The sequence below is a fragment of the Sulfitobacter sp. DSM 110093 genome (assembly GCF_022788715.1).
Classification (GTDB): domain Bacteria; phylum Pseudomonadota; class Alphaproteobacteria; order Rhodobacterales; family Rhodobacteraceae; genus Sulfitobacter.
Genome location: NZ_CP085167.1, coordinates 120,692 through 138,599, shown reverse-complemented (window position 1 = coordinate 138,599; position 17,908 = coordinate 120,692). Strand labels below are relative to the sequence as shown.

General features: G+C 60.9%; 16 protein-coding genes. 3 read left to right on the top strand and 13 right to left on the bottom strand.

Going from position 1 to position 17,908, the window contains the following annotated elements; genetic code table 11:
* Positions 1–69: 69 nt before the first annotated feature.
* From DSM110093_RS00655 to hemC, 4 genes are all read right to left on the bottom strand, one after another.
* Entirely contained in the window at positions 70–1,773 is a 1,704-nt protein-coding gene (locus DSM110093_RS00655) for a hydantoinase B/oxoprolinase family protein (RefSeq protein ID WP_243267743.1), read from the bottom strand.
* Positions 1,774–1,783: 10 nt separating this feature from the next.
* Positions 1,784–3,859, bottom strand: a complete 2,076-nt coding sequence (locus DSM110093_RS00650) for a hydantoinase/oxoprolinase family protein (protein ID WP_243266246.1) — start codon at positions 3,857–3,859, stop codon at positions 1,784–1,786.
* Positions 3,860–3,921: 62 nt separating this feature from the next.
* Positions 3,922–4,854, bottom strand: a complete 933-nt coding sequence (locus tag DSM110093_RS00645; protein ID WP_243266245.1) for a LysR family transcriptional regulator — start codon at positions 4,852–4,854, stop codon at positions 3,922–3,924.
* The gene (hemC, locus tag DSM110093_RS00640) at positions 4,851–5,798 is read right to left on the bottom strand and encodes a hydroxymethylbilane synthase (protein ID WP_243266244.1); all 948 of its coding nucleotides are present in this window, start codon (positions 5,796–5,798) and stop codon (positions 4,851–4,853) included. Before hemC ends, DSM110093_RS00645 begins: the two co-directional genes overlap by 4 nt.
* Positions 5,799–5,882: 84 nt before the next feature.
* On the opposite strand from hemC, the gene hemE reads away from it, so the two are divergent.
* The gene (gene hemE / locus DSM110093_RS00635; protein WP_243266243.1) at positions 5,883–6,923 is read left to right on the top strand and encodes a uroporphyrinogen decarboxylase; all 1,041 of its coding nucleotides are present in this window, start codon (positions 5,883–5,885) and stop codon (positions 6,921–6,923) included.
* Positions 6,924–6,999: 76 nt separating this feature from the next.
* Here the strand turns inward: hemE and hemF are convergent, their stop codons facing one another.
* Together hemF and idi are read right to left on the bottom strand one after the other, a co-directional pair.
* Positions 7,000–7,881, bottom strand: a complete 882-nt coding sequence (hemF, locus tag DSM110093_RS00630; RefSeq protein WP_243266242.1) for an oxygen-dependent coproporphyrinogen oxidase — start codon at positions 7,879–7,881, stop codon at positions 7,000–7,002.
* A gap of 19 nt (positions 7,882–7,900) precedes the next feature.
* Entirely contained in the window at positions 7,901–8,431 is a 531-nt protein-coding gene (gene idi / locus DSM110093_RS00625; protein ID WP_243266241.1) for an isopentenyl-diphosphate Delta-isomerase, read from the bottom strand.
* Positions 8,432–8,626: 195 nt separating this feature from the next.
* Between idi and DSM110093_RS00620 the strand changes: the two genes are divergently transcribed.
* Positions 8,627–9,100 (top strand): c-type cytochrome, encoded by a 474-nt coding sequence (locus DSM110093_RS00620; protein ID WP_243266240.1) that lies wholly within the window; start codon positions 8,627–8,629, stop codon positions 9,098–9,100.
* Between the two features lie 62 nt (positions 9,101–9,162).
* On the opposite strand, the gene DSM110093_RS00615 is transcribed toward DSM110093_RS00620, so the two are convergent.
* From DSM110093_RS00615 to DSM110093_RS00585, 7 genes are read right to left on the bottom strand one after another with little or no spacing between them, the layout of a single operon-like run.
* Positions 9,163–10,308 (bottom strand): iron-containing alcohol dehydrogenase, encoded by a 1,146-nt coding sequence (locus DSM110093_RS00615; protein ID WP_243266239.1) that lies wholly within the window; start codon positions 10,306–10,308, stop codon positions 9,163–9,165.
* A gap of 3 nt (positions 10,309–10,311) precedes the next feature.
* The gene (locus DSM110093_RS00610) at positions 10,312–11,685 is read right to left on the bottom strand and encodes an aldehyde dehydrogenase family protein (protein ID WP_243266238.1); all 1,374 of its coding nucleotides are present in this window, start codon (positions 11,683–11,685) and stop codon (positions 10,312–10,314) included.
* Between the two features lie 2 nt (positions 11,686–11,687).
* Positions 11,688–13,052 carry a glutamine synthetase family protein gene (locus DSM110093_RS00605; protein WP_243266237.1) on the bottom strand — a complete coding sequence of 455 codons (1,365 nt, stop codon included), beginning with the start codon at positions 13,050–13,052 and terminating at the stop codon, positions 11,688–11,690.
* A 59-nt stretch (positions 13,053–13,111) separates the two neighbouring features.
* Entirely contained in the window at positions 13,112–14,149 is a 1,038-nt protein-coding gene (locus DSM110093_RS00600) for a TRAP transporter substrate-binding protein (protein WP_067939693.1), read from the bottom strand.
* Between the two features lie 50 nt (positions 14,150–14,199).
* The gene (locus DSM110093_RS00595; RefSeq protein WP_243266236.1) at positions 14,200–15,525 is read right to left on the bottom strand and encodes a TRAP transporter large permease subunit; all 1,326 of its coding nucleotides are present in this window, start codon (positions 15,523–15,525) and stop codon (positions 14,200–14,202) included.
* Entirely contained in the window at positions 15,525–16,091 is a 567-nt protein-coding gene (locus DSM110093_RS00590) for a TRAP transporter small permease subunit (protein ID WP_243266235.1), read from the bottom strand. The genes DSM110093_RS00595 and DSM110093_RS00590 overlap by 1 nt, the downstream gene beginning before the upstream one ends.
* Positions 16,088–16,867: an N-formylglutamate amidohydrolase gene (locus tag DSM110093_RS00585; protein WP_243266234.1), complete on the bottom strand. Its 780-nt coding sequence runs from the start codon at positions 16,865–16,867 to the stop codon at positions 16,088–16,090. The genes DSM110093_RS00590 and DSM110093_RS00585 overlap by 4 nt, the downstream gene beginning before the upstream one ends.
* 119 nt (positions 16,868–16,986) lie before the next feature.
* Between DSM110093_RS00585 and DSM110093_RS00580 the strand changes: the two genes are divergently transcribed.
* Positions 16,987–17,859, top strand: coding sequence for a MurR/RpiR family transcriptional regulator (locus DSM110093_RS00580; RefSeq protein ID WP_243266233.1), 873 nt, complete (start codon positions 16,987–16,989; stop codon positions 17,857–17,859).
* Positions 17,860–17,908 lie beyond the last annotated feature (49 nt).

Genomic DNA, 17,908 nt, shown 5'->3' with positions numbered 1-17,908 from the left:
AAGGAACACCCGCACTTTGTAACAGTCAATGACCCCCGCGCGCTTATAACGTCTTGGAGTGCAAGTCTTTCACAGATCGCCCCCTGTGCGGATTACCGTTTGGATCTCTTTGATGTCCTCGGCGCTCAGCCCATAATCTGCGGCGGCGACTTCGGCAGAGATATAGCCGCGCAGCAGATCGCGTTTGACCAATTCCTTGGGCCGCTCGGACGCATCGCCGTAGCCCGCACCACCGGGGAAGGCCATCATCACCTTGCGGCCATGCGGCACGAACTGCTTGCCCTTGCCACGCATCGCGGTGCCGTCATCTTGGGCAATGGTCGTAGGCGCACCAGGCTTGCCGCCCTGCCGTCCGCGCGCCGGATGGTCGACGCGGTCAAACATCGCCTGCATGTCAAACTCATGCCCCTCGCGGGCGCTGACTTCCATATATTGTCCCAGCCCGCCACGTTGACGCCCCGCGCCGCCGCTGTCGGGGCGCAGCTCCTTGCGCCAAATCACCACCGGACCTGCGTGTTCCGTGGCCTCAACCGGCATGGTCATCACGCCCGAAGGGAAAGCCGTGGCATTCAGCCCGTCATGTTGTGGCCGCGCACCGGAGCCACCGGAGTTAAAGGTTAGCACCTCGGCCCGGCGAGCGCCTGCCGGCGCGTCGGCATCAGTCCGAGGGCGCAAGCTGACTTGGAAGTTGCACAGGCAGCCTGCGCCTTCGGCAGGCACCAAGTTTGGCAAGATTTGATCAAGCGCGGCATAGACCGTATCTGGCACGAAATGCCCGACGATATGGCGCAGCGCAACTGGCGCGGGGTGTAGCGCATGAACGATCGTATTCTCCGGCGCGGCAATCTGGAAGGGTGCGAGCGAGGCTGCGTTGTTCGGGATTTCCGGCGCGATGGCGCATTTCAACGCGTAACAGGCGTAGGCTTTGGTATAGACCAGCGGGCAGTTGATGCCCTTTTTATCCAGCCCCGAGGTGCCCGCGAAATCCGATAGGATGCGATCCTCTTCAATACTGACCGTGACCTTAAGCGTGATCGGTGTGTCGAACCCGTCGATGGTCATCTCGCCCGTCGCCTGTTGACGCGGCAAGGCGTTGATGCGCTCCAGCGTGGCACGGCGGGAATTATCGAGGATGAAGCTGGCGATCCCGGTAAGATCATCGAGCGCGAATTCCTCCATCATGTCGATCAGGCGGCGGTGCCCAATCTCGTTGCAAGTGGTCAGCGCATAGATGTCACCGATCAGCTGATCCGGCTCGCGCACGTTGCCGCGGATGATCCGCACCAACGTCTCATCCACCCGACCAGCATGGGCGAATTTCATGATCGGCAGATAGAGCCCTTCTTCGTAGACGCTCGCCGCATCCGCGCCAAAGCCCCGCCCGCCGATGTCAACGATATGCGCGGTGCAGGCAAAAAAACCGACCAGTTTGCCGCGGTGGAAAGAGGGCGTGACCATGGTGATGTCATGCAGGTGGCCGGTGCCCTCCCACGGGTCATTGGTGATATAGACATCGCCCTCAAGAATGTTCTGCGGTCCAATGCGCCGGATGAAATGCGCAACGGCATCGGCCATCGCGTTGACGTGTCCGGGGGTGCCGGTAACAGCCTGAGCTAGCATGCGCCCTTCTGTGTCATAGACGCCCGCCGAAAGGTCACCCGCTTCACGGACCGAGGTCGAAAACGCGGTGCGCACAAGCGCCTGCGCCTGTTCCTCGACGACCGAGATCAACCTGTTCCACATGACCTGATAGGCGACGTTTGAATGTGTCATAGCCATGGGTTTACCCTTTCACGGTGATGTCGATGCAGCCGTCTGGCTGACAAATGGCGCAGCGCGACGCGGGGACGATGATCGTCGTCTCATCCTCGGTAATTGCGGCGGGGCCTTGGGCGGTACTGCCCGGAGCCATGTCGCCTCGGAACACCACGGCGACATCGCAATATTCAGCCAAAGCAGGATCAAACATTCGGCGGGTGTTGGCCGCGACTGCCGCCGCGCCGGCAGTCGCACCAGTGATCCGCGCCACTTGCTCTGGCGGGGTCGTGGCGTTGACCGACCAGACGGTGATTTCAATATCCAGCCCTTCAACCGTGCGGCCAAAAAGCTTGGCGTAGTCCGCCTCGAACAATGCCTCAAACTGGGTGGCATCGGGGCTCATCGCTTCGGCTTCGCTTAGGACAATCGGGATTTCCCAGCCCTGCCCGCTGTAGCGCATGTAGACTTTGAATTCCGACAAGATCTCGGCCTTGGCGTCGCAGTTGCGGACAAAGCCAGTCGCCTCTTCCTGCAACTCTGCCAAAAGCGTCTTGATACGCGGCGCGTCGAAATCCGACAGTTTCATATAGACCGAACGGTTGGCCTCGAAACTAAAGGGCGCGCGCAGAAAGCCGATGGCAGAGCCGACCCCAGCACCGGGCGGCACCAGGAGACGTTCGACGCCCAGCTTCTCACAAAGCCGCCCCGCGTGCAGCGGGGCCGCACCGCCAAAAGCGATCATCGTATATTCGCTCAGGTCTTCGCCGTTCTCTACCGCGTGAACACGGGCAGCGTTGGCCATGTTTTCGTCCACCACTTCGGCCAGACCAAAGGCGGCGGTTGGGGCGTCCATCTCAAGCTCGTTGCCGATGACGTTCTGCAACGCCCCTTCTGAGCTTCCGGTATCAAGCTGGATCGAACCACCCGCGAAATTGTCGGGATCAAGTTTGCCCAGCACCAGATCGGCGTCGGTCACGGCGGGTTTCGCGCCACCGCGCCCGTAACAGGCCGGGCCAGGCTCAGATCCAGCACTCTCTGGCCCCACACGGATTTGTCGCATCGCATCGACATGGGCCAAAGAACCACCGCCTGCGCCAATCTCTACCATGTCGATCACTGGGATCGAAATCGGCATCCCAGAGCCTTTCTTGAACCGATAGGTCCGGGCCACTTCGAACACCCGGCTGGTCTTGGGGGTCTGGTTTTTGATCAGGCAGATCTTGGCCGTGGTCCCGCCCATGTCAAAGCTCAGCACCTTGTCGAGCCCGTAGCGGGCGGCGATGTTGGCGGCAAAGACCGCGCCCCCCGCCGGGCCGGATTCAACCAGCCGCACCGGGAATTCGGCCGCACTTTCGATAGAGATGATGCCGCCGCCCGAATGCATCAGGAAGATGTTGCAAGAGACGCCTTCCTCCTGAAGCCGCCCTTCAAGCCGCCCGAGGTAGCTCTTCATCAGCGGCTTGATATAGGCATTTGCGACCACGGTGTTAAACCGCTCATACTCGCGCATCTGCGGCGAGACTTCGGAGGAGATCGAGACCATGACGCCGGGCAGACGCTCCTCCAGCACCTCGCGGATCAGCCGTTCATGCGCGTCGTTCAGGTAGGAATGGATCAGCCCCACCGCGACACTGTCATAGCCGCCTTCGGCAATGCGGTCGGCCAGCGCCACGACCTCGGCCCGGTCCAGCGAAACCAGTACGGCCCCGGTGGCATCGACACGTTCGCTGACCGTGTAGCGCATCTGGCGTGGCAAAAGCGGTTCGGGCAAGGTGAGGTTCAGGTCATATTGCTCAAACCGGCTTTCGGTGCGCATTTCGATCACATCGCGGAAACCTTGGGTCGTGATCAGCGCCGTCTTGGCCCCACGCCGTTCGATCAACGCGTTGGTCGCCAGCGTGGTGCCGTGGATGATCTGGGTCAGATCAGTAGGGGTGACCCCGGCCTTGGCGCAGACCTGATGCATCCCGTCGATGATCGCGTTCTCGGGCGCGGCATAGGTGGTCAGCACCTTGGTCGAGAAACTTTCGCCGCCCTTTTCCAGAACCACGTCGGTAAAGGTGCCGCCGATGTCTACGCCCAGTCGAATGGTTGATGCCATGTCTCACTCCTGTTTGGGCGCAGGATAGGAGCGGGCGCAGCATCGGTGCAAATTATTATATTCTATGGGTGTGAAAGGTTTTTTTGATCATCTGCATCGAAAGCCCGGGCGCAGTCACGGGCCAGTTCGGCGGCGCGGGTGACATAGGCCGGCGTGCGATCCGCGTGATAGCGCGCGGCGACTTGCAGCGGGCGCGGGTGCCACGCAGCGGGTAGCGTTTGCAACGCCCCATCGGCCAGCGCGCCTGCCACCATGACACGCGGCATTACCGCCACGCCCATCCCGTCGAGCACCATGTTCATCGCCGCCGACAGGCTGCTCGAAGGCACCAAACGGGCCTTGGGCGCGGTGGTGCCATCGAAATGTCGGATCAGATCAGAATGGGCTTGCGTGTGCCGCGCATGGCCCAGCACCGGATGGCGCAGCATCGCGGCGAAGTCGGGGGCGGGGCCGATCTGCGCGGCCAATTCAGGGGCGGCGACCCAGATGTAGTCATAGGTCGCCAAGTCCACCTGCCCGCTCGCCGGGGTCGAGAAGGGCGCGGTTTGAAAGGTCAGGTCAAGCGCATGGGCGGCAAGCTCCTGATCCAGATCGCGCGACAGATCGACGGTAAGTTCGACGGTGAGATTGGGATAGACCTCGGCCAATGCCCGCAGGAAGGGGCGCAGCCATGTGCTGGCGACCACTTCGGTCACCCCAAGGCGCAGACTGTCGTCGATCAGGTCAGACCGCGCGGCGGTCTCGACCAGCGCCTCGGCTTCGCGCAGCACACGGCGGGCTTGGGCCAGCAGCGCGGTGCCCTTTTCGGTCAGCCGGATCGACCCCGCATCGCGTTGCATCAGGGTGACACCCAGCGTCGCCTCCAGCCCGGAAATCCGAGCCGAGATATTGGGCTGTGTCGTATTTAGATGTGCAGCGGCGCGGCGAAAGCTGCCAAGGTCCGCGACCCAGATCAGCGCTTCAAGCTGTTTCAGCGTGAAGAGATTGCCGATCATTCGCGCCAGTCAAAGAAACCCGGACCTGCTTCGGCCAGTAGCTTGCGGGCCATCGCCTCGCCCGCCTCGGCACCGTCGGAAATGGCGCAGGTCACGTCATCGCCGATGGCATCAGACCCGTCGGGGCGCAGCACCTGCCCGCGCAGGCGCATCTCGGTGCCGTTGAGTTCGGCCAGACCAGCGATGGGCGTCTCGCAAGAGCCGTCGAGGGTGGCGAGGAACGCGCGTTCGGCGGCAAGTTGTTCGCCCGTGGCGCGGTCATGGATCGCGGCCAGCATCTCGGCGGCGCGGCTGTCGTCCTCGCGCCGCTCCACCCCAATCGCCCCCTGCGCGATGGCGGGCAGCATGTCGTCAGGGTGAACGGCAGCCTGCGGCACATCGTCCATCTTGAGCCGGTTCAACCCCGCCATGGCGAGGAATGTCGCCTCAGCCACACCGTCATCCAATTTCTTCAAGCGGGTCTGTAGATTGCCACGAAATTCGACCACTTCCAGATCGGGCCGCCGCAGTTTCACCTGCGCCCGACGCCGCAGGCTGGAGGTGCCCACGACCGCACCCTGCGGCAGGTCAGCAATTGATTTCAGATGCGGCGAAATGAACGCATCGCGGCAATCCTCGCGCGGGAGATAAGTGTCGATCAACAGCCCACCGGGTTGCAGCGTCGGCATGTCCTTCATCGAATGAACCGCAATGTCGATGGAGCCATCCAGCAACGCCGCTTCGATCTCGCGGGTGAACAGCCCCTTGCCGCCGATCTCTTTCAACGGGCGGTCGATGATCTTGTCGCCCGTGGTTTTGATAACGACAATCGTGAACGCCTCAAACGGCAGATCGAAAGCGGCGGCGAGCCGGTCGCGCACCTCATTCGCTTGCGCAAGCGCCAGAAGCGATCCGCGTGTGCCGATGTTAAGGGGCTGGGCCGGGGTGGGGAGCTGATACGTCATGACGCATCCCTACCCCCGTCGACATGAACTGACAACTGCTGTACCTGCGCTACCTACGGGTTTGCCACAATTAGGAACGCCATAATGACTGCGAATAAGACCATCCTGCGCGCCCTTGCGGGCGAAACCCTGCCAACCCCGCCGATCTGGATGATGCGCCAAGCCGGGCGCTACCTGCCGGAGTACCGCGCGACGCGGGCCAAGGCGGGGGATTTCCTGTCGCTCTGCTACAACCCCGAACTGGCCGCCGAAGTCACATTGCAGCCGATCCGGCGCTATGGGTTTGATGGCTCGATCCTTTTTGCCGACATTCTGCTGGTGCCGCAGGCGCTTGGGGCGGACCTGTGGTTTGTCACCGGCGAAGGGCCGCGTCTGTCGACGATCACCACCAAGGCCGAGATGGAAGCGCTGAAGCCGGCGGATGCCATTCACGACCACCTCGCCCCGATTTACGAGACCGTGCGCATCCTGTCGCGCGAACTGCCCGAGGAAACCACGCTGATCGGTTTCGCAGGCGCGCCATGGACCGTGGCCACCTATATGATCGCGGGCAAAGGCACGCCGGATCAGGGGCCAGCCCATGCCTTGAAAAATGAGAACCCCGAGGTTTTCGATGCGCTGATGGAGCGGATCACGCTCGCCACAATCGAATACCTCGACATGCAGATCCAAGCCGGGGCCGAGGTGGTGAAGCTCTTCGACAGCTGGGCCGGGTCGCTTCAAGGCACCGATTTTGACCGTTATTCGACCGAGCCGCTGCGCCAGATCATCAGCGCGCTCAAGGCCCGCCATCCGGGCGTGCCGATCATCGCCTTCCCGCGCGGTGCCGGGGCGCGGTTTGCCAACCTTCATGCGGCCACTGGGGCAGACTGCATTGCCGTCGATGACGGTGTCAGTGCCGAGTGGGTCGCCGAGAACGTGCAGCCGCATGGCTGTGTGCAGGGCAACCTCAAGTCATCGCATATGGTGACGGGCGGGGATGCATTGGTGCAGGAGACGCGGGCGATTGTCGATGCGCTGTCGAAGGGGCCGCATATCTTTAATCTCGGCCACGGCATCACGCCGGATGCGGATCCGGAGAATGTGCAGTTGATGATTGATACCGTGCGCGGGACGCGCGGGTAAGACCCGGAGGGCCATCGTCTGCCCGCAGGCAGGCGATGGCCCGGCGCCTGCGGCTTGTCCCGGGCTGGGTCCTACTTCAAACCCACTTCGCCATCGGTGGCAGGCTCATCAGCACGGCATCAGGGTCATGGCCTGTCTCCAGACCAAACTTCGTCCCCCGATCATAAACGAGGTTATACTCGGCATAGAGCCCACGGTGGCGCAGTTGCACGTCCTTGTCGTCCATGTCCCACTCGATCTCGCGCCGCTTGTCGACCAGTGGCACATAGGCAGGCAGAAACGCCCGGCCCACATCCTGCGTCAGGGCAAAATCCGCCGCCCAATCACCGCTATTGCGGTCATCATAGAAGATCCCGCCCACACCCCGCGCCCGTTTGCGGTGCGGGATGTAGAAATACTCATCCGCCCAAGCCTTCAACTCGTCATAGAGCGTGGCGCCATGCGGGTCGCAGGCCGCCTTCATCTCGGCATGGAAATGGGCGGTGTCCTCGTCATATTCGATACAAGGGTTCAAATCCGCGCCGCCGCCAAACCACCAGGCATGGGGGGTCCAGAACATGCGGGTGTTCATGTGCACGGCAGGCACATGCGGGTTTTGCATATGCGCGACCAGACTGATGCCTGAGGCCCAGAAGCGCGGATCATCGGCCATGCCCGGCAGTCCTTTGCGCGCGGCCATCGCCACTTGCGCCCGTTCACCCAAGGTGCCGTAAACGGTGGAGATATTCACGCCCACCTTCTCAAACACACGCCCGCCGCGCATGACGGACATCTCACCGCCACCCGCGTCTGACCCATCGGGCGCGGTGCGGGTGGTTTTGCTGACCACGAAACTCCCGGCCTCTTCCTCGCCCACATGACGCGCTTCGATGTCGTGGAACGCCTGAACGATGTCATCGCGCAGCTTGCGGAACCAGTCCGCCGCGCGTGTCTTTTGGTCTTGCATGTCTTCGGTCATCTCTGGCCCGCCTTTGCTGTTATTCCATCGCCCCATCGCCGAGGATCAGACCTTCGTGTTCGGCCATGTAGATCCGCAGCCAAGGCGTATATTCTTCGGGGTTCTGCGCGAGGTTGGTGTGCAAATCGTTTAGGCTGATCCAGCGCGTCGCCATCACCTCATCGGGGTTTTCCGTGATCGACAGTGCCGAGTCTGCATGGGCAAGAAAGACCTCAACAACCTCATGTTCAATCAGTCCGCCGCCGACATCGGCGCGGTATTCGACTTGGCCGCGATGCTGAAGGTCCAACCCGGTGATCCCCAACTCCTCATCCAAACGCCGGATGGCGCAGGCTTGGGGCGGCTCATCCCATTGCGGATGCGTGCAGCAGGTGTTCGCCCAGAGGCCGGGGGTATGGTATTTACCAAGCGCGCGCTGCTGCAACAGCAGCTTGCCCTCTGCAATGACAAATACCGAAACCGCCATATGCCGCAAACCGCGCTCATGAGCGGCCAGTTTTTCAACCGGTTGAAGGGTGCCGTCGACCCAAGCAGGGACCATAATCGCCATCAGATGCGGCTCGCCGTTTGGTTCATCTCGTCCTCGGTCCAGAAGAAATTCACCGGCAGTTATCGGGGGAAACCCTCATAGTCTCAACCGCTAACCGGCCAGCGTCGCGCCCATGCTACCTTTTGGCGCAGCGCAAGACCTTTACCCCAACGGCCCAAACGCTAGTTTCGCAAACGAAAGTCAAAGGAACTCAAAATGAACATGCGTATCGCGTCGATCTTCGCCATCTGCCTTGGGGCCACGCCCCTCTGGGCGGAAAGCCATGCCTCCGGTGATGCCGAAGCCGGGGAAAAGGTCTTTCGTAAATGCAAAAGCTGCCACATGATTCAAGATGATGAAGGCAATGACATCCAAAAAGGCGGCCGCACCGGGCCGAACCTCTACGGGATCTACAACCGTGCGGCGGGATCGGTCGAAGACTACCGCTATGGCGATTCCCTCGTTGAAGCTGGCGAAGCCGGGCTGGCGTGGAACGAAGAAGACTTCACCGGATATGTGGCCGATCCCAAGAAGTTTCTGGCCAGCTATCTCGACACAAACCGCGCCAAATCCAAGATGTCTTATCGTCTGAGAGACGAAGAAGACGCCAAGGATGTTTGGGCATATTTGGTCTCGGTCGGGCCCGAGGTTACTGAAGCGGATATGGAAGAAGCCAAAACGACTGAATAATCCGACGTTTCACTGATTTCTAATAAACGGGGGGCCGATGATCCGGCCCCCCGTTTTGCGTTTTAAAAGCAGTCGCGCAGCAGCTGCGTGACATTCTCTTTGGTCAGTTCAATCGGGTTGCCGCCGCAGCTTGGGTCTTGCAAAGCCGAGGCCACCAGCGCGTCGATATCCGGGTCCGTCACACCAAGGGTGGTCAGCGAGCTTGGGATGTTCAACTCTTCGTTCAGCTTACCGACGAAATCGTAAAACCCGTCAAAGCCGCCGACGATATCAAGATAGCTCGCCGCCTTGGCCAAACGGTCCTCGATCGCAGGGCGGTTCATGCGCAAGACGGGCTGCATGACCACCGCGTTGGTGGTGCCGTGGTGCGTGTGATGCACCGCGCCAATCGGGTGGCTGATGGCATGGATGGCGCCCAGACCCTTTTGAAACGCCGTGGCGCCCATGGCCGCGGCAGACATCATATGGCCGCGCGCCTCAAGATCAGTACCATCGGCATAGGCGCGGGGCAGATATTCCTTGACCAGACGCATGCCTTCCAGCGCCATGCCTTGGCTCATCGGATGATAATGCGGGGAGCAGAAGGCTTCGAGGCAATGCGCGAAAGCGTCCATCCCGGTGCCTGCGGTGATCATCGGCGGCATGCCCACGGTCAGCTCCGGGTCGCAGATCACAACGGCGGGCAGCATTTTGGGGTGGAAGATGATCTTTTTCTCATGGCTCTGGGAATTGGTGATGACGCTGGCGCGACCCACTTCAGATCCGGTGCCAGCCGTCGTCGGCACGGCCACGATCGGCGCGATGCCATCGGGGTCGGCGCGGGTCCACCAGTCGCCGATATCTTCAAAATCCCACAGGGGGCGCGTTTGGCCCGCCATGAAGGCGATGACCTTGCCCAGATCAAGACCGGAGCCGCCGCCGAAGGCGATCACGCCGTCATGGCCGCCATCGCGGTAGACCTTGATGCCCGCCTCGGCGTTCATCTCGGTCGGGTTCGGGTCAACGTCCGAGAACATCGCGCGGCCAAGGCCAGCGGCTTCCATCAGGTCGAGCGTGGACTGGGTGATCGGCAGATAGGCCAGCCCTTTGTCGGTGACCAACAGGGGGTTTTTGATACCTGCGGCGGCGCAGGCTTCGGCAATCTCTTTAATCCGGCCTGCGCCGAAACGGATGGCGGTGGGGTAAGACCAATTGGCAGTCAGGGACATGTCTCAGGCTTTCTTGAGGTGGTAAGATTTGGGGCGTGTCAGCGCGTGATAGCCCAGTTCAGACAGGCCCGCGCCGCGCCCAGTCTGCTTACAGCCGGTCCAGCAAAGCGCCGGGTCAAGGTAATCGGCGCGGTTCATGAAGACGGTGCCGGTTTCCAGCCGCTGGCCGATGGCCTCGGCGGCGTCAGCGTCAGCGGTAAAGATCGCAGCGGTCAGACCGAACTGGCTGTCGTTCATGAGCGCAATGGCTTCTTCGTCGTCCTTGACCGGCATGATGCCGACCACGGGGCCAAAGCTTTCGTCGCGCATGACGCGCATCTCATGGGTGACACCCGTCAGCACCTGCGGGGTGAGGTATGCGCCGCCATCATCGGCGGGCATTCTGTCGATATGCGCCTTGGCACCTGCGGCGACGGCCTCATCAATCTGGGCGCGGACCTCTTCGGCGAAACGGACATTGGCCATTGGGCCAAGCGTCGTGGTTTCCTCCAACGGATTGCCGAGGTGGAGGTTGTTCACCCATGCCACGGCCTTTTCGACGAAAGCGTCATATAGGCTTTCATGAACATAGATCCGCTCGATCCCGCAGCAGCACTGGCCCGCGTTGAACATCGCGCCGTCCATCACGCCATCGACGGCCGCATCGAGGTTGGCATCGGCCCGGACATAGGCGGGGTCTTTGCCGCCCAACTCGGTCGCGACGCCTGTGAATGTGCCCGCCGCCGCACGCTCCATAGCCTGCCCGCCGCCGACAGAGCCGGTGAAGTTCACGAAATCGAACGCATTGTCCGCGATCAGCGCCGATGTGGTGTCATGGCTCAGCACGACATTCTGAAATACATCCTCAGGCACGCCAGCGGCGCGGTAGGCATCGGCGAGGTGTTCGCCGACCAGAATGGTCTGCGAGGCATGTTTCAGAATCACCGAATTGCCCGCGATCAGCGCGGGCGCGATGGTGTTGTTGGCGGTCATGTAGGGGTAATTCCACGGTGCCACGACGAAAACCACGCCATGCGGCTCACGCATGATTTTGCGGCTAAAGGCGGCGCTGTCTTCAATTACCGTAGGGGCCAGCGCATCGGCTGCGATCTTGGCCATGTGGCTGGTGCGTTCCTGCAGACCGCCGAATTCGCCGCCATAGCGCACCGGACGGCCCATTTGGTGGGCCAGTTCCTCGGTCATGCGGTCGGTCGAATTCTCAATCTCTTTCAACGCGCCCATCACCAGATCAACACGTTCCTGCAGGGGCCGCGCCGCCCATGCCTTTTGCGCGCGGCGGGCGCGGGCAACAGTCTCAAGCGCCGCTTCGTTGCTTAGGGTTTCGCGTTCCGCATAGACCGAACCGTCAATCGGAGAGATACATTTTACCGTCGTCATTCTCAGGCCCTTTCAAAGCCACGGGCGATTTCCCAATCGGTCACCACCCGGTCAAATTCTTCCTGCTCCCATTCCGCCGCGCGGGTGTAATGGGTCACTACATCATCGCCCAAGGCCTCGCGCAGGAAGGTCGAGCCGCGCAGGGTCTCGGTTGCTGCCCGCAGGGTCTGGGGGATATCGACAGCGTCGGACTCGCCATAAGCATCGCCGCGTGTGGGCGGGGCCAGTTCCATCTTGTCTTCGATCCCTTTGATTCCGGCAGCCAGCATGACCGTCTGCGCCAGATAGGGGTTCAAGTCCGATCCGCCAATACGGCATTCGACCCGAACGCCCTTGGTCCCCGCCCCGCATAGGCGGAATCCGGCGGTGCGGTTGTCGACGGACCAGACGGTTTTGGTCGGTGCAAAGGTGCCTTTGGCGAAACGCTTGTAGCTGTTCACATAAGGCGCGAGGAAATAGGTGTATTCCGGCGCATATGCGATCAAACCGGCCATGTAGTGACGCATCAGGTCGGACATACCCAACTCGTCGTCGCCATCGACAAACATCGGCTTGCCGTCTTTCCACAGCGACTGATGCACATGGCTAGAGGAGCCGACCCGGTCTTTATGCCACTTGGGCAAAAAGCTGGCCGCCTGCCCCTGCTGCCATGCGATTTCTTTGACCGCGTGTTTCGCGATTGTGTGGTAGTCGGCACAGTCGAGGGCCGGAGAATAGCGGATGTTAAGCTCTTCCTGCCCCGCCTCGGCCTCGCCCTTGGAATTCTCAATCGGCAGACCGGCGGCAAAGAGATGGTTGCGCACGGGGCGCATCACGTTCTCTTCTTTGGTGGTCTGGAAGATGTTGTAATCCTCGTTGTAGCCGCTGAACGGCACGAGGTTGCGGTAGCCATCTTTGCGCAGCGCGTCAAAGCTCTGCTCGAAGAGGAAGAACTCCAATTCGGTGGCCATCATCGCGTCAAAGCCCAGTTCCTTCAGCCGCGTGATCTGTTTTTTCAACATGGCGCGGGGGGAATGGGGCACCGGGGAATGCGTGTCGTGATCCAGCACATCGCAGAGCACCATCACGGTCCCTTCGAGCCACGGCACCGGGCGGATCGTATCAAGGTCAGGCTGCATGACGTAGTCGCCATAGCCCGTCTCCCATGAGGTGGAGGCAAAGCCTTCGGGCGTGCTCATCTCTAGGTCGGTGGCCAGCAGGTAGTTGCAGCAATGGGTCTCTTTGTAAGAGGTCTCAACAAAGTTCACGGCATGGAAGCGCTTGCCCATCAACCGGCCCTGCATATCCACAAGGCAGGCAAGGACCGTGTCGACGGATCCCTCTTTGACCAGTTTTTTCAGCGCGTCGAATGTCAGTGTGCCGGGCATGTTCTGTCCACTTCAGGGGGTAAGGCGGGGGCGCTGGCAGCGCGCCCCCGGTTGTCGGTTCAGCCGTTGGTGTAGGGTGGACCGGCTTTGTTGATGACTTCGTTATAGTCGCGGAAGATCTGCACGATCTTGGCGTGCACTTCGCCTTCTTCGGCGATCTCTGTCCAGAAGTCCTTGGCCGCGTTTTCGACCTCGGCCCATTCATCGGCAGGCACAGTGCTGAGCTTGAGCTTGTCGCCCTGCGCCCGCAGACGTGCCTCGCCGCCCCAGTACCACTGGTTGCGGTAGGTGTGACCCGCTTCGATCCCCGCCATGACCAGTTGCTTGAGGTGATCCGGCAGATCGGCCCACTGCTGCTGGTTGACAAAGAACGACCCGATCCAAGCGCCCGAGATGTTGTTGGTCAGGAAGTAGTCGGTCACATCGGCCCAACCGACGGTGTAGTCTTCGGTGATGCCCGACCACGCCATACCGTCCAGCTCGCCGGTCTGCACCGCCACTTCGGCGTCCTCGTAAGGAATGTTCACCGGCACCACGCCGAACTTTGACAGGAAGCGGCCCGCGGTGGGGAAGGTGTAGAGCTTCAGACCGTCCAGATCGGCGACCGATTTGATCTCTTTGGTGGTGTTGAAGTTACAGGGGTCTTGGCCCGCAGCCGACAGCCATTCGACACCAACCTTGGCGTATTCTTCTTTCCAGATATCGGCCAACCCGTATTGGTTAAACAGCACCGGCACGTCGAGGATGTGCTTGGTCGCAAAGGGGAAATACCCGCCGAACTGCTGCAACGGTGTGGGCGATGCCATGCTATCATCATCGGAATGCACCATGTCGATGGTGCCGCGCTGCATGGCTTGGAAAAGCTCGCCGGTGGGGACGATCTGGTCGGCGTAGAACAGCTCGATCTCCATCTCGCCATTGGCGGCGGCGTTGATGTAATCGACGGCGGGTTTGGTCACCTGCTCGCCCAATGCGGCGCCCGCATAGGTCTGCATGCGCCATTTGATCGGCGCTTGGGCATGGACAATGGACGGCGCGGCAAGGGCCGCTGGGGCGGCAACGGCGGCCCCGGATAAGAACTTTCTGCGAGTGGTCATACGTCTCTCCTTTGTTGAAATGTCAGGCCGTCTTCGCGCGGCTCTCGTTGTTATTTGTCGTAGATGTAATCGGGCAGCCATGTCGCGATCTGCGGGAAGACCATGACGAGTATCAACGCCAAGACCATCACCAGAACGAAGGGCGTGATCGAGGCATAGATGTCGCGCAACGTGATTTCCGGCGGAGCCATGGCGCGCATCAAGAACAGGTTATAGCCAAACGGCGGCGTCATATAGGCGATCTGCGTGGTGATCGTATAAAGGATACCATACCAGATCAGATCAAAGCCCAGCGCACCGACCAAGGGCACATAGAGCGGCGCCACGATCACCAGCATCGCGGTATCATCAAGGAACGTGCCCATGATGATGAAGCTGAGCTGCATCATGATCAAGATCATCCACGGGCTGAGGTTCATCTTCTCGGTGAACAGGCTTTCGATCGCCTTCACCGCGCCCAGCCCGTCAAACACCGCGCCAAAGGCGAGGGCGGCGAGGATGATCCACATGAACATGCAGGTGATGCCCAACGTGTTGCGCACAGAGTTCTCGAAAACCTCGCGCGTCATGCGGCCCTTGAGGACCGCTGCAAGGAAGGCCGCACCCGCACCGATGGCCGAACTTTCCACAAGGCTGGTCCAGCCGCGCACGAACGGCACCATCATCACCGCAAAGATCACCAGCGGCAGGATGCCCGCGCGCAAAAGGCGCAGCTTTTCGGCGCGCGGAATGTCACGATCTTCGGCCGAGAGGATGGGGCCAAGCTCAGGGTTCATGCGGCACCGGATCACGATGTAGGCAATGAACATCGCCGCCATCATCAGCCCCGGAATGACCCCCGCGAGCCACAGCTGCCCCACGGGCTGCCGCGCGATCATCGCATAAAGCACCAGCACGACCGAGGGCGGCACGAGGATGCCAAGGCTCGACCCGGCTTGGATCACCCCCGTCACCATCCTTTTGTCATAGCCACGTTTCAGCAATTCCGGCAGCGCGATGGTCGAACCAATTGCCATCCCCGCCACGCTCAGCCCGTTCATGGCAGAGATCAGCACCATCAGACCAATCGTCCCAATCGCCAGCCCGCCGCGCACACCGCCCATCCAGACATGGAACATCTTGTAAAGGTCATCGGCGATGCGGCTTTCGCTCAGGACATAGCCCATGAAGATGAACATCGGCAGCGTCAGCAGCGGATACCACTTCATCAGCTTCATCGCGGCGGCAAAGCCGATATCATATCCCCCCTTGTCGCCCCACAGCAGCAGCGCCGACACAACGGCGATAAAGCCGATAGCGCCAAACACCCGCTGGCCCGTAATCAGCATCAGCATCATCGATGAGAACATCAATGTCGCGATCATTTCATAGGACATCAGATGGCCTCACCCTTGAGCCGCAGCACGTCTTTCAACAGCTCGGACAGACATTGCAGCAGCATCAGAAAGATACCGACGATCATCACAACCTTGATGGGCCAGAGGTAGGGCCGCCAAGCAGAATTGGATTTTTCCATATGGCCGATCTCTTCGGCCCCCGTAACCAACCCACCGAAAAAGCTAAACGGCTCGGTCCCCCAATAGCCAAGCGAATAGGCGGTGGAACTGACCGCGCCATAGAGCAGCACACAGAGGTAGAAGATCAGGAAGAAAACAGTGAACAGGTCAAACCACGCCTTCCGGCGCAGCGACCAATCGCCGTAAAGCAGGTCCATCCGCACGTTCGAGCCGAGCTGGATCGAATAGGGCCCACCTAGGATGTAGTAGCCCACCATGATGAATTGGGCCATTTCCAGCGTCCAAAGCGAGGGCACGAAAAATGCTTTGCTGACCGTCGACCACAAAAGCACCCCCATCAGGACAAAGATGCCATACATCATGATCCGCCCGATCCGTCGGTTCATCGCGTCGATGCCCCGGATATAGCCACGCATGAATTTCATGGTTTGGCGTCCTTCATCGCGTCCCTCATTTCGGGCCGCATGAGCGCGGCGCGCAGCCAATTGCTGATCATCGCGGCCATCTGCTGTTGCTCGGCCTCGGTTGTGATCAGGTCATTACGGATCTCAAGCATGACATGCGGATGGCCATGCACCAAACCATGTTCCTTGAGCGTATGGGTTACCCCGTCTTGGGGGCCATAAGGCGCGTTGCGCTCGACCGTTAGGTCCGTAAAATCTGGCGCCACGGCCAGCATCGCATCGGCCAGCCGTGTGTCACTGTCATGCAGGATGCCAATCTCCACGCGGCGCGGTTTGCCGTGGTAGATGGGCGTGAAACTATGCACCGTCACGATCGCGGGCGCATCCACCCGTTTGATCGTCGCGGCAAGGGTCGCGCGGAAGGGCTCGTAATAGCGTGTCACCCGCTCGGCCCGGCCTGCCTCATCAAGCGTGGCATTGCCGGGGATCGCGAAAATCTCGCTTTGGGCGGGCATCGCGCCAGGGGCTTCGGGCGGGCGGTTGCAGTCGTAGACGAGCCGCGAGACACGCCCCGCCACCAGCGCCGCATCCAGATCCTGCGCCATGGCCCGGGCCACGCCCAAGGCACCGGGATCCCAAGCCACATGGCTTTCACGGGCCGCGGCATCCAGACCAAGACCATCAAAGCAGGCCGGTATCTCACGCGCCGCATGTTCGCAGACCAGCACCAGCGGCGCCTTGGCCCCGGCGTTGATCACCTCGACGGCTTCATTCGAAAGATCTGTCTGCTCTGACACCTTGTCCCCCTCAGTTGATCAAACCTCATTCGGGCGGGGGGCTTCTGTCAACAGAATAATGTCGAATTTATTACAACGCCGTTCAGTTTGTGTTATTACTCGTCAAAAGAGGGGCATCCATGGCTGAACCGACGCTGACCATTTCTGACCGCATCCAGCAGGAGCTGGACCGGCTGACCCGTGCGGAACGGCAACTCGCCCATTCGATTCTTGAGAATTACCCCGCCTCTGGCCTCGGCCCGCTGACGGCGCTTGCCAAGGATGCCAATGTCTCGACCCCCACCGTGGCGCGGATGGTGCAGAAGCTGGGGTTCAAGGGCTACCCCGAGTTTCAGAACGAGTTGCGCGAGGAGCTAAAGGCCAAGGCCAAGAACCCCATCGCCAAACACGACACATGGACCGAAGGCGCGCCCTCGGGCCATGTGCTGAACCGTTTCACCGACGCAGTGATCGACAATATCCGTCATACCCTCGGCCAGATTGAGCCCGAGACCTTTGACCGCGCCTGTGCGCTGATCGCCGACACGGCGCACCCGCTTTATATCGTCGGCGGGCGCATCACCCATACGATGGCGGAATATCTGTTCCTGCACGCGCAGATCATCCGCCCGAAAGTGACCCACATCCAATCCACCTCAAACGCTTGGCCGCATTACCTGCTCGACGTGGGCGAAGGCGATGTCTTCGTTATCTTTGACGTGCGCCGATATGAGAACAACACCCTGAAACTGGCCGAAATGGCCCATGCGCGGGGGGCCAAGATCATCCTCTTCACCGACCAGTGGCGTTCCCCGGTGCATAGCCTTGCCGATATCTGTTTCTCCAGCCGGATCGTCGCGCCTTCGGCTTGGGACAGCGCGGCGGCCACACTGTTGCTGGTGGAGAGCGTGATTTCGGCCATGCAAGACATCAACTGGGCCGACACCAAAGACCGGGCCGAGCGGCTGGAAGAGATGTTCGATCAGACCCGTTTGTTCCGCAAATTCACCTGATCCACAGAGGCTGATCGCCCTGTCATAAAGGGTATTGGCTTGCCCAAAC